Annotated in this window: 11 protein-coding genes; 9 read left to right on the forward strand and 2 right to left on the reverse strand. The window is 68.8% G+C overall.

Annotated elements, in window-relative coordinates; all coding sequences use genetic code 11:
• The first annotated feature begins 2 nt into the window (after positions 1-2).
• The 8 genes from ispG (at position 3) to G6N07_RS07015 (ending at position 8,508) form a co-directional block, all read left to right on the forward strand.
• The gene (gene ispG / locus G6N07_RS06980; RefSeq protein WP_085191104.1) at positions 3-1,190 is read left to right on the forward strand and encodes a flavodoxin-dependent (E)-4-hydroxy-3-methylbut-2-enyl-diphosphate synthase; all 1,188 of its coding nucleotides are present in this window, start codon (positions 3-5) and stop codon (positions 1,188-1,190) included.
• 55 nt (positions 1,191-1,245) lie between these two features.
• Entirely contained in the window at positions 1,246-2,100 is an 855-nt protein-coding gene (locus tag G6N07_RS06985) for a GNAT family N-acetyltransferase (protein WP_085191102.1), read from the forward strand.
• A 178-nt stretch (positions 2,101-2,278) separates the two neighbouring features.
• A complete protein-coding gene (locus G6N07_RS06990) occupies positions 2,279-4,099 on the forward strand; it encodes a penicillin-binding transpeptidase domain-containing protein (protein ID WP_085191101.1) in 1,821 nt (606 codons plus the stop codon).
• A gap of 16 nt (positions 4,100-4,115) precedes the next feature.
• The gene (locus G6N07_RS06995) at positions 4,116-4,724 is read left to right on the forward strand and encodes a DUF1707 SHOCT-like domain-containing protein (RefSeq protein ID WP_085191099.1); all 609 of its coding nucleotides are present in this window, start codon (positions 4,116-4,118) and stop codon (positions 4,722-4,724) included.
• A 134-nt stretch (positions 4,725-4,858) separates the two neighbouring features.
• On the forward strand, positions 4,859-5,716 hold the full coding sequence (gene map, locus G6N07_RS07000; RefSeq protein WP_085191097.1) for a type I methionyl aminopeptidase: 858 nt from the start codon (positions 4,859-4,861) through the stop codon (positions 5,714-5,716).
• Positions 5,717-5,726: 10 nt separating this feature from the next.
• Positions 5,727-7,214: a cobyric acid synthase gene (locus G6N07_RS07005; protein ID WP_085191095.1), complete on the forward strand. Its 1,488-nt coding sequence runs from the start codon at positions 5,727-5,729 to the stop codon at positions 7,212-7,214.
• Between the two features lie 4 nt (positions 7,215-7,218).
• On the forward strand, positions 7,219-7,884 hold the full coding sequence (locus G6N07_RS07010; RefSeq protein ID WP_085191093.1) for a hypothetical protein: 666 nt from the start codon (positions 7,219-7,221) through the stop codon (positions 7,882-7,884).
• A 72-nt stretch (positions 7,885-7,956) separates the two neighbouring features.
• Positions 7,957-8,508: an alpha/beta fold hydrolase gene (locus tag G6N07_RS07015; protein ID WP_085191091.1), complete on the forward strand. Its 552-nt coding sequence runs from the start codon at positions 7,957-7,959 to the stop codon at positions 8,506-8,508.
• On the opposite strand, the gene ngg is transcribed toward G6N07_RS07015, so the two are convergent.
• Both ngg and G6N07_RS07025 read right to left on the reverse strand, forming a co-directional pair.
• The gene (gene ngg, locus G6N07_RS07020; RefSeq protein WP_085191190.1) at positions 8,509-10,293 is read right to left on the reverse strand and encodes an N-acetylglutaminylglutamine synthetase; all 1,785 of its coding nucleotides are present in this window, start codon (positions 10,291-10,293) and stop codon (positions 8,509-8,511) included.
• Positions 10,290-12,095, reverse strand: coding sequence for an N-acetylglutaminylglutamine amidotransferase (locus G6N07_RS07025; protein ID WP_085191090.1), 1,806 nt, complete (start codon positions 12,093-12,095; stop codon positions 10,290-10,292). Before G6N07_RS07025 ends, ngg begins: the two co-directional genes overlap by 4 nt.
• 225 nt (positions 12,096-12,320) lie before the next feature.
• On the opposite strand from G6N07_RS07025, the gene G6N07_RS07030 reads away from it, so the two are divergent.
• Complete coding sequence (locus G6N07_RS07030) at positions 12,321-12,662, forward strand: STAS domain-containing protein (protein WP_163784134.1); 342 nt, start codon at positions 12,321-12,323, stop codon at positions 12,660-12,662.
• Positions 12,663-12,676: the final 14 nt, after the last annotated feature.

The raw sequence follows: 12,676 nt of genomic DNA on the forward strand, positions 1-12,676 counted from the left end.
TCATGACTTCCGGCCCCGTCATCGGGCTTGGTATGCCGCCAGCACCGCCGCCGGTGCTGGCACCGCGGCGCAACACCCGTCAGCTGATGGTGGGCGACGTCGGAGTGGGCAGTGACCATCCGATCTCGGTCCAGTCCATGTGCACCACCAAAACCCACGACATCAACTCGACCCTGCAGCAGATCGCCGAACTCACGGCCTCGGGCTGCGACATCGTCCGGGTGGCGTGCCCACGGCAGGAGGACGCGGACGCGCTGCCCATCATCGCCAGGAAGTCGAAGATCCCGGTCATCGCCGACATCCACTTCCAGCCGAAGTACATCTTCGCCGCGATCGACGCCGGATGTGCCGCGGTGCGCGTCAATCCGGGCAACATCAAGGAGTTCGACGGCCGCGTCAAGGAGGTGGCCAAGGCGGCCGGAGACGCCGGTATCCCCATCCGGATAGGTGTCAACGCCGGATCGCTGGACAAGCGGTTCCTGCAGAAGTACGGCAAGGCCACCCCCGAGGCGCTGGTCGAGTCGGCACTGTGGGAGGCCTCGCTATTCGAGGAGCACGGGTTCGGCGACCTCAAGATCAGCGTCAAGCACAACGATCCGGTCGTGATGGTGGCGGCCTACGAGTTGTTGGCCGCCCAGAGCGACTACCCGCTGCACCTCGGTGTCACGGAGGCCGGGCCGGCCTTCCAGGGGACCATCAAGTCCGCGGTCGCATTCGGCGCGCTGCTGTCCAAGGGTATCGGCGACACCATCCGGGTGTCGCTGTCGGCGCCGCCCGCCGAAGAGGTCAAGGTCGGCAACCAAATCCTCGAGTCGCTCAATCTGCGGCCGCGCGGATTGGAGATTGTGTCGTGCCCGTCGTGCGGACGCGCCCAGGTGGACGTGTACACCCTCGCCAACGAGGTCACCGCAGGCCTGGAGGGTATGGATGTGCCGTTGCGCGTCGCCGTCATGGGCTGTGTCGTCAACGGTCCTGGTGAAGCCCGTGAAGCCGATCTCGGGGTGGCCTCGGGCAACGGCAGGGGCCAGATCTTCGTCAAGGGTGAGGTCATCAAGACCGTGCCCGAGGCGCAGATCGTCGAGACCCTGATCGAAGAGGCCATGCGCATCGCGGCCGAGATCCAGTCGGACCGCGCCGGCGACAGCCCCGAAGGAAGTGCCAGCGGTTCACCGGTTGTGACCGTAAGCTGAATGTCGACGCGGTGTGTGCTGTCACCGCCTCGGTCCAGCAGAAAGCAGTATCGCGATGTCGGCTCCGCCGCTCTTCCGCCTCGCCGACGACCGTCGGGTCTCGGTGGTGCGCGACGTCGCCGCGGTTCAGCGCGTGCTCGACGACGACCCGGTCGGTGCGTGCATGGTCGCATCCCGGGTCGCCGATCACGGCATCGAACCCAGCGCGATCGGCGGCGAACTGTGGGCGCTGCGGCGCCCCACCGATTCGCTGTGCTACGCGGGCGCGAACCTCATCCCCCTGCGCGGTGAGCCCGCCGACATGCAGGCCTTCGCTGACAAGGCCACCAGCAGCGCGAGGCGCTGCTCCTCGCTGGTGGGGCGGGCCGCACTCGTGATGCCGATGTGGCGGCGCTTGGAACGGGTATGGGGGCCTGCGCGGGACGTCCGCGACCACCAACCGCTGATGGCTCTCGATGCCGCTCCGCAAAGCCCTGTCGACCCAGCGGTGCGCCCGGTGCGGATCGAGGAACTCGACGCCTACCTGGTGGCGGCCATCGACATGTTCATCGGCGAGGTCGGAATCGACCCGCGGGCGGGCGACGGCGGCCGCGGTTACCGGCGCCGGGTCGCCGGGCTGATCGCAGCCGGCCGCGCGTGGGCGCGGTTCGAACGCGGTGAGGTGGTGTTCAAGGCGGAGGTCGGCTCGCAGTCGCCGGCGGTCGGCCAGATCCAAGGGGTCTGGGTCCATCCCGACCGGCGTGGCCACGGCCTGGGCACGACAGGCACCGCGGCGCTCGCGGCCGCCGTTGTACGCGGCGGACGGATCGCCAGCCTCTACGTCAACAGCTACAACACGGTGGCCCGGGCGACCTACGCCCGGATCGGCTTCCGTCAGGTGGGCACGTTCGCCACCGTGCTTCTCGACTGACGGCGGCGGCTACGCTGACCGCGCCGTTACTCGACGTGATCGTCGGCTCGGAGGAACAGCTCCGGCGCGGATTCGAGATCGTGTTGCGTGCCCGGGTCTGAGGGCCACGAAGTCATCACGGCGGCGTCACGGTGCGCCTCCCCGGAAAGCGTCGACCACTTCCCTACCATCTGTCACGATGGCAACTAACACCTCAGCAGCAACAAGGGTGGCCTGTCTGCTCACGGTGGCCACGGTTTCCGGCAGCCTCGTCCTCAGTGGCTGCACCCCCAAACCCGACGGCCCCGAACCCGCGGCCGAGGAGTTCTTCGCCGCACTGTCCACCGGCGACACCGCGGCGGCCGCCGAACTCGCCGACCGGCCCGCCGAAGCCCGCGCCGCGCTGAACGAGGCATGGGCGGGCCTACAGGCCACGCACCTCGACGCGCAGATCATCGGGTCGCGGTACGCCGAGGACACCGGCAGCATCGCCTACCGTTACACCTGGCATCTGCCCAAGGAACGCACCTGGACCTACGACGGTCAGCTGAACATGGTGCGCGACGAAGGCGGCTGGGAAGTGCGTTGGGCCACAACGGGTCTGCACCCGCGACTCGGTGAGAACCAGTCGTTCGCGCTGCGGGCAGACCCGCCGCCGCGGGCGTCGGTGAACGAGCGGGGCGGTACCAACGTTCTGGTGCCCGGGTACCGGTACCACCTCGCTCTCGACGCCAAGGCGGCGGGCGCCGAGCTGATGGCGACGTCCCGGGTGGTCGCCGACGTCCTGCGTCCCTTCAATCCGACCATCGATGCGCAGCGTCTCGCCGAACAGGCGTCCTCGATGGCCGAGCCGATGAGCCTGATCATGCTGAATCAGCCCGACCACGACAGGGTGGCCGGCGTGCTCGGGCCGCGACCTGGCGTGGTCATCACGCCGCAGCTCGACATGCTGCCCACCGACGACGGGTTCGCACCCGCCATCGTCAACGAGGTCAAGAAAGAGGTCGCCGACGATCTCGACGGCCGCTCGGGGTGGCGGGTGGTCACCGTCAACAAGAACGGCGTCGACGTCGACGTCCTCAACGAGGTGCCCGCAGACCCCGCCCCTTCGGTGACGATCAGCCTCGACCGCGCCGTGCAGACCGCCGCGCAGAACGCGGTGAACTTCACCGGCAAGCAGGCGATGATCGTCGCGATCAAGGCCTCGACCGGCGAAATCCTCGCCGTCGCGCAGAACGCCGCCGCCGACGCCGAGGGCCCGCTGGCCACCATGGGCCTGTATCCCCCCGGGTCAACCTTCAAGATCGTCACCGCCGGCGCTGCCATCGAACGCGATATGGCCACCCCCAACACGCTGCTCGGCTGCCCGGGGCACATGGACATCGGTCACCGCACGGTGCCGAACTACGGCGGGTTCGACCTCGGCACCGTGCCGTTGTCGCGGGCGTTCGCCAGTTCGTGCAACACGACGTTCGCCGAACTGGCCAGCCGTATGCCGCCACGCGGCCTCACCACAGCGGCCGCCCAGTACGGCATCGGCCCCGATTACGTGGTCGAGGGCATCCCCACGGTGTCCGGATCGGTCCCGCCCACGGTCAACCTCGCGGAGCGCACCGAGGACGGATTCGGTCAGGGCAAGGTGGTGGTCAGCCCGTTCGGGATGGCGCTCGTGTCCGCGACGGTCGCGGCCGGCCAGACCCCGGTGCCCCGGCTGATCGAGGGCCGCGGCACGGTCGTCACCGGCCAGCACGGCCCCGTCCGGCCCGAGGTGGTCGAAGCCCTGCGGCCCATGATGCGCCTGGTGGTGACCAACGGCACCGCCAAAGACCTCGCCGGCGCCGGGGACGTGCGCGGGAAGACCGGTGAGGCGGAGTTCGCCGGCGGCTCGCACTCCTGGTTCGCCGGGTACCGCGGGGACCTCGCGTTCGCCGCGCTGATCGTGGGGGGAGGCAGCTCGGAGTACGCGGTGCGGATGGTGCGCGGCATGCTCGACGGACTGCCCGCGGACTACCTGGCCTGAGTAGCCTGAAGGGGCTATGACCACCCCGGCCGACAACGGTGACGCGCGTCCCGACCGCGCGCCGATGCGCATCTCCGACGCCGACCGCAACGGCACACTCCGGCGGCTGCACAACGCCGTGGCCCTCGGCCTCATCGACATCGAGGAGTTCGAGGAGCGCTCGGCGCTCGTCTCTCAGGCGCGACTGCGTTCGGATCTCGACGCGTTGGTCACCGACCTGCCCGGGCCCGGGGCCATCGTCACCTCCGCGACCGACCGGGTCGAACTGCGCGGGGTGTTCGGATCGCTCAGGCGCCACGGGGAGTGGATCGTGCCGACCCGGCTGGCGCTGCACCGCCGGATGGGGTCGATCGATCTCGACCTGACCCGTGCACGGTTCGCCGGCCCCATGGTCGTCATCGAACTCGACCTGAAGTTCGGCGGGCTCGATCTTCGGTTGCCCCACGGGGCCAGCGCCTCGATCGACGACGTCGAGGTGATCGTCGGCAGTGCCACCGACCACCGCCGGGATGTGCCCGCGGAGGGCCGCCCGCACGTGGTGCTCACCGGCAAGGTCATGTGGGGTTCGGTCGACGTCCGCGGCCCGCAGACCGGCTGGCTGCGGCGTCCGCGATTTCTCGGCTGATTACCGGCGGTCGAGTACCGCGAAACTCAGGGTGCCGCGAAACTCAGGGTGCAGTGTGCCGCGCGGCAATCACTCCATGGCGTCGGCGGTTGTCACGATCATGCGTTTGACATTCTGCTAGCTATCCTAGGTGCATGTCTGTGCGCACCGCCCTTCGTCCCGGCGAGCTGTCTCCCACACTGCCGGTGCCCAAATCGATCGCGCGCCCGGAGTACGTGTGGCGGTCGACCGCCGTCGAGGGCAACGAACCGTGGGTGCAGACACCCGAGGTGATCGAGAAGATGCGCGTCGCCGGACGTATCGCGGCCGGCGCGCTGGCCGAGGCGGGCAAGGCCGTCGCTCCGGGCGTGACCACCGACCAACTGGACCGCATCGCCCACGAGTACATGGTCGACCACGGCGCGTATCCGTCGACGCTGGGCTACAGGGGCTTCCCCAAGTCCTGCTGCACGTCGCTCAACGAGGTGATCTGCCACGGTATCCCCGACTCGACCGTGATCGAGGACGGTGACATCGTCAACATCGACGTCACCGCCTACATCGACGGCGTGCACGGTGACACGAACGCCACGTTCCTCGCCGGAAATGTCTCCGAGGAGCACCGCCTGCTCGTCGAGCGCACCCACGAGGCCACCATGCGGGCGATCAATGCCGTCAAACCCGGCCGTGCGCTGTCGGTGATCGGGCGGGTCATCGAGGCCTACGCGAACCGGTTCGGCTACAACGTCGTTCGTGACTTCACCGGGCACGGTATCGGCACGACGTTCCACAATGGTCTGGTGGTGCTGCACTACGACAAGCCGACCGTCGAGACCGTCATGGAACCCGGGATGACGTTCACCGTCGAACCGATGATCAACCTCGGCGGCCTCGACTACGAGATCTGGGACGACGGTTGGACCGTCGCCACCAAGGACCGCAAGTGGACGGCCCAGTTCGAGCACACGCTGGTGGTCACCGACACGGGCGCCGAGATCCTCACACAACTGTGAGGCCGTCCGCGTGACCGGCGGGGCGCTCCTCGTCGCCGGCACCACCTCCGACGCCGGCAAGTCGATGGTGGTGGCCGGGTTGTGCCGGCTGCTGGCCCGCAAAGGTGTCGGCGTCGCGCCGTTCAAGGCGCAGAACATGTCCAACAACTCGGTCGTCACCGTCGACGGCGGCGAGATCGGTCGCGCCCAGGCGATGCAGGCCCGCGCCGCGGGGCTGGACCCCAGCGTCCGATTCAACCCGGTGCTGCTCAAGCCGGGCAGTGACCGCACCTCGCAGCTCGTCGTACGCGGCCGGGTGGCCGGTACCGTCAGCGCGAAGGACTACCTCACCCACCGCAACCGGCTCGCCGAGGTGATCGCCCACGAACTCGCCTCGTTGAGAACCGATTTCGACGTCGTGCTCTGCGAGGGCGCGGGTTCCCCCGCGGAGATCAACCTACGTGGCACCGACCTGGCCAACATGGGACTGGCACGTCGCGCGCACCTGCCGGTGATCGTGGTGGGCGACATCGACCGCGGCGGGGTGCTGGCCCACCTCTTCGGCACCGTCGCGGTGCTGCATCCCGACGACCAGGCACTGGTCGCGGGGTTTGTGGTCAACAAGTTCCGCGGCGACTCCACGCTGCTCGACCCCGGCCTCGATCAACTCCGCGACCTGACGGGCCGCCCCACTTATGGGGTGGTGCCGTACAACGACGAGCTTTGGATGGACACCGAGGACTCGGTGTCGGTCATCGCGGGCCGCACCATGGGGCGCCCGACGCCCCCGCGCGGTAGCCAAGGCCTCCAGGTGGCGGCGGTGCGGCTGCCGCGGATCTCCAACTCAACCGACATCGAGGCGTTGGCGTGCGAACCGGGTGTGGCGGTGCGGTGGGTGAGCGACCCCGCCGACGTGGCCGGCGCGGACGTGGTCGTGCTACCGGGCACCAAGGCCACCGTCGCCGACCTCCAGTGGCTGCGCGCCAGCGGATTGGCGGAGCCGATCTCCGCCCACGCCAGGGCGGGCCGGCCGCTGCTGGGAATTTGCGGCGGGTTCCAGATGCTGTGCCGCGACATCGACGACCCTGTCGAATCACGGGTGGGACGGGTGGAAGGCCTCGGGCTCATCGACGCCGACATCGCATTCGCCGCCGAGAAGACGTTGCGACACTGGACGAGCCCGCTGCAGGGCTACGAGATCCACCACGGACAGGTCGTCCGCTGCGGAGCCGAGGACTGGGCCGGAATCGGCGTGCGGCGCGATGCGGTGTTCGGCACCCACTGGCACGGCCTGTTCGACAACGACGAGTTCCGGCGAACCTGGCTCACTGACGCCGCTGCGGCGGCGGGCAGGTCCGGATTCGTCGTGGCCGACGACGCCGACGTCTCCGCGCGTCGCGACGCACAACTCGACGTCATGGCCGAGCTTTTGCAGAACCACCTCGACGTCGACGCCCTCCTGCACCTCGTCGACGCCGGACCGCCGCCGCGCCCGACCGTCTTCACCCGGCTAGCCTGAGCACATGACCGGGTGGCGTGCGGTGCGGTGTGCACTTCTGCTGCTCGGAGTGCTGACCGGCTGCACCACCACGGTGACGGGCAGCCCGACATGGCCCGGTGCCCGGCTGGAGAAGGTGGTGCTGACTCAAGCGGATTTCCCGCCCGGTGTGCAGTACGACCGGATCGTCGACGAGCCCGGTGACGGTGGTGCGGCCGAGGGACCGCCGTCCATGCTGTCACGCCCCGAGGGGTGCTCCGACGCGCTGACCCGGGTGATCGAGCGCGGTGCGCAGCGCGGCCCGGGCAGCGCCGCGAAATACGTGGCCGCCTATGACGGCGCCCGCGTGGTGATGACCGTGCTCACGTGGCGGCTCGACATCGACCGCCTCGCCGAGACCGCCGAACGATGCGCGGAGTTCGAGACCTTCTTCGACCCGACCGACGCGGGTATCCCGATGACCACCACCCGCATCGACAGCGCGCGGCCAGACGCGTTGGTGTACCGGCAGACGATGACACTTGCCGGTGTCGACAGCAGTGTGTACTTCGGATTCGAGAACACCGGCTCGATGGCCGTGTTCGGAATGGCCTTTCCGACAATGAATCCTGAGATCCCTGCCGAGGGCTCGCTGCCGCAGACGTTCCTGGACGTCGCCGCCCGCCAGGCCGAGCGCATCGCCGGCGGCTGAGACCCGGAGCAACACCGACATTGGCACCCGTCGGGTCAGCGTACCCGGTAGCGTGGCCGAGTGCTCTCCTCCATGGTCACCGCCGACGGTTTCCCCGTGCCGGTGGACGTGGCAGGCCCGGAGAAGGGTTCGGCCGTGGTGCTGCTCGGCGCGGCCCAGCACTCGCCGGCGGCCTACGACGGGGTCTGCCAGCGCCTGCACACCGCGTCGCTGCGCACCGTGGTGATCGGAGCCGATCCGCGGCTCACGGGTGAGTCCGTGGTCGGGATCCTCGACGCGATCGACGTCCGGTGGGCGCTGCTGGTCGGTGACCGGCGCGGCGGCGAACTGGCCTGGGAACTGGCCGCCACCCGCCTCGACCGGTTCATCGGGCTGGTGGTGATCGACCGGGGTCATCCGCGTGTCCCCGATCCGGCCGGCGTCGTGCGCGATCAACACTGCCCGCCCGTGGAGATGAACACCACCGCACTGGTCAGCACGCCGGCGTCACATGCGGTGGCCAAGGCAAGCCAGCGTTTCGTCTACGGGGACTATCGCCTCGTCGACCTGCTGGGCCGACGCAACGCCGTCGATTCGACGGCGCAGCTCGCCTCGGAGATCGTGCTGCGCACCAGCACCTGGTGACTACGAGGGCGTTTTATCCGGGGTCCACGCCTGCGGCAGACCGGGTTGCATGGGGAACAGGAAGTCGACGAACGCCGCTGCGGTGGGCTGCGGTTCGTGATTCGCCAACCCCGGGCGTTCGTTGGCTTCGATGAACACGTAGTCCAGACCGGTGACGTCGGGCACCAGCAGGTCGATCCCGGTGACCGGGATGCCGATCGCCTCCGCGGCGGCCACCGCAACCCGGCACAGCTCCGGGTTCACCTCTGCGGTGACGTCTTGGATGGTGCCGCCCTGATGGAGGTTGGCCGTGCGGCGTACCCGCAGCCGTTCCCCTTCCGGCAGTACGTCGTCCAGCGACCAGCCCGCCTCTCTGACGGTGCCCTCGGTGACCCTGTCCATGGGAATATGCGACTCCCCGCCCGTCGCGGCCGCCCGCCGCCGACTCTGGGTCTCGATGAGTTCGCGGATCGTGTGCTTGCCGGTGCCCACGATCTCCGCCGGCATCCGCAACGCGGCCGCGACCACTTTGCCGTCGATGACCACCAGGCGCAGGTCGTCGCCGTGCGCACGCTGTTCGATCAGCACCTCGGGGTGCTGCTCGCGGGCACGGGCCAGGGCCGCGTCGAGTTCATCGGGGCTCTCGATGCCGACGGTGATGCCCTTGCCCTGTTCGCCGCGCGTCGGTTTGACCACGACATCGCCCACCTCGGCGAGGAATTCGTGATCCTGCTCGCCGAACGTCGCCAGCCGCCCCCTGGGCACCGTGATCCCGGCCTCCGAGACGATTCGCCGGGTCTGTCGTTTGTCGTCGCAACGCGCCATCGCCACCGCTGAAGTGAACTCCGACAAGGATTCGCGGGTGATGACGGTGCGCCCACCGTGGCTCAGCCGCATCTCGCCGGCGCCTGCGTCGAGCACCTCGACCCAGATACCGCGGCGGATCGCCTCGTCGGCGATGATACGCGCGTACGGGTTGAGATCGTCGACGGTCTCGGGGGAGTGCGTGAAGAGCGGTTCGTTGATCGCGTTCTTGCGCTTGACCGCCAGGACGGGCACGCGCTGGAATCCAAGTTTCTCGTAGAGAGCGATCGCCGCAGTGTTGTTGTGGGCCACCGACAGATCCATGTACGACCGTCCGCGCGCACGGAACAACCGGGCCAGCGCGCGGGTGAGCGCGGCGCCCACGCCGGGCAGGCTCGAGGTCGGGTCGACAGCCAGCGTCCACAGGCTCGACCCGTCTTCGGGATCGTTGAACAGCAGCTTGTGGTCGACGCCGGTCACCGTGCCGACCACACTGCCGTCGTCGTCACGCACCGCGACCAGGTAGTCGACCGCCTCGGTTCCGTTGTGGTTTTCCCAGATGACGTCGGTCGGGGCGGGAACCATGCCGCACTGCACGTACACCCGGTTCATCGCGTCGGCGTCGGACGGGTCCTTCAACGACCGGACCGTGAACCCGGTCGGCGTGGGGTCGGGTGTTTCGCCGCCCTCGTTGAAGCGCAACCGGTAGGTGTGGCTGGGATCGATGAACAGTTCCGATGGCGAGCGCGACACCAGTACGTGCGATTCCCGGGCGTAGATGCAGATGTCGCGCCGGCCGGGGCCCTCGTGCTGCAGCACCTTCGCCAGCTTCTCTGGATCAGCGAAGGTCTGACCGAAAATCAGACGGCCCCAGCCCAGTTCGAGGACGATGTCGTCGGCCATCGCGTCCACCAGGTGCGGTGGCGACGCGTCGTGCAGCCCGAGGGTGATGGCCTCGGTGTGGTCGCTGTCGGGGTCCAGATGCGACCCGAGGTCGGTCATGCGGCCGGCCCCGTGATCCCGTGCCGCTGCAGCCACAGCTCCAGCAGCGCGATCTGCCACAACTCGTTGCCGCGCAGCGGGGTGAGCCGGCCGTTCGGATCGGCCATCAGCCGATCGACCGCCTCGGGCCGGAACAGATTGCGTTCCTTGGCGGCCGGGGCTGACAGCGCATCCCTGACGAGGTCGAGGTACGGCCCCTCGAGGTGGGTAAGCGCCGGGACTGGGAAGTACCCCTTCGGGCGGTCGATGACGTCGGCGGGGATCACCCGGCGCGCCGCCTCCTTGAGCACCCCTTTACCACCCTGGGCGGTCTTGTGGTCGGGAGGGCAGGTGGCAGCCAGTTCGACCAGTTCGTGGTCCAGGAACGGCACGCGGCCCTCCAGACCCCAGGCCATCGTCATGTTGTCGACGCGTTTCACCGGGTCGTCGACCAGCATCACCATGGTGTCGAGGCGCAGCGCCCGGTCGATCCCGGTCGCGGCCCCCTCCCGCGCGAAGTGCTCGGTGACGAACCGGCCGCTGGGATCACCGTCGGCGAAGTACGGGGCAGTGACGAGTTTACCGAGCGCGTCCGGGTCGCGGTCGAAGAACGCCGCCCGGTAACTGGCCACCGAACCCTCCACCGACGCGGCGCCGGGTTCGGCCATCGGCGGATACCAGTGGTAGCCGGCGAACACCTCGTCGGCACCCTGGCCCGACTGCACCACCTTGACGTACTTGGCCACCTCCTGGCTGAGCAGGTAGAAGGCCACACAGTCATGGCTGACCATCGGCTCGCTCATCGCGCCGATCGCGCCGTCGAGCGCGGGCAGCATGCGTGCGGTGTCGATCCGGATCTGGTGGTGGTCGGTGCCGAACCGCCGCGCGACGATGTCGGAGTACTTGAACTCGTCCCCGGCCACGCCGTTGACCGATTCGAAGCCGATCGAGAACGTCTGGAGGCCGGCCTGACCCGCCTCGGCGAGCAGGCCGACGATCAGGCTGGAGTCGACCCCGCCCGACAGCAGGCAACCCACCGGAACATCGGACACCAGCCGCCGCTCGACGGCGCGCCGCAGGGCGGCCAACACCGCGTCCTCCCAATCCTGTTCGGACCAGTCGGCGCGGTCGGCGTGCCGGGTGAAGTCGGGGGTCCAGTACGTCGTGGTGGTCCGCCTGCCGTCGGGTTCGATCGCGATCAGCGACGCCGGTGGGACCTTCTTCACGCCGCGCAGGATCGTCAGTGGCGCCGGGACGACGGAATGGAAGGACAGGTAGTGGTGCAGCGCCACCGGGTCGATGCGGGTGTCCACACCACCGCCGGCGACCAAGGCCGGCAACGACGAGGCGAAGCGGATGCGGTGGGTGTCCTCGGAGATGTACAGGGGTTTGATGCCCAGCCGGTCGCGGCCCAGCAACACCCGACCGCTGTCGCGCTCGACGATCGCGAACGCGAACATCCCGTAGAGGCGCTCGACGAATCGGTCGCCCCAGTGGTCGTAGGCCTTGAGCAGTACCTCGGTGTCGCTGGTCGAGAAGAACCGGTACCCGTGGCCGCTCAGTTCGTCGCGCAGCTGCTGGTAGTTGTAGATGCAGCCGTTCCAAGCGATGGCCAGGCCGAGTTCGGCGTCGACCATGGGCTGGGCGCCAGCCTCGGACAGGTCGATGATCTTGAGGCGACGGTGTCCCAGCGCAACCCGGCCCTGCGACCATGCCCCTGCGCCGTCCGGGCCACGCGGTGACAACGTCTCGGCCATCGCCGAGACGGCGGCCAGGTCAGGGGTTCGGCCGTCGAGGCGCACCTCGCCGGTGGCTCCACACATCGGGTAGACCTTACCGCGACCGGGCTTGCAACGTTCGGCGGAGGCGAAAGCGCGTCCGTGCCGTGACCATCAACCTCACGGCGTGCGCATACCCTCGTCGCCATCGGGTATGCGCACGCGGTGGCAGATCTCACTCCCGCTTCGAGGAGTGCGTCCAAGAGCGAATCGGTCCAATACGGTGGTGCGTGTCTCGCGCTGTCCGACGGCCCTGTCGAGGTGCTGACCTTGACCGGCGAGGTCGACGCCGCCGAAGCCGAGGAGCTCGCCGCAGTCGTGCAACCGGTGGTCACCCGGCGCGGTCCGGGGATACTCGACCTGTCCGGTGTGGCGTTCCTGTCGGTTGCCGGCTTCCGAGCGCTGCGGGCGTGGAGTTACCAGGCTCGCGAGACGGGCGCGAACTGGGTGATGCTCGCCGGCCCCGCCGTGCAGCCCTACCTTCAGACGGTTCGGCCCGACGAGCTGATGCCTGTCGCGTCGAACGAGAAGCAGGCACTCGACATGCTCTCCGTCCGGTCGCGGAACAATCGACAGATGTCGATCGTGGACGCCGGCCGGACGGTGTGCTGATCGACGTCGGGCTT

Origin of the sequence: Mycolicibacterium doricum (assembly GCF_010728155.1) — a bacterium.
GTDB lineage: Bacteria > Actinomycetota > Actinomycetes > Mycobacteriales > Mycobacteriaceae > Mycobacterium > Mycobacterium doricum.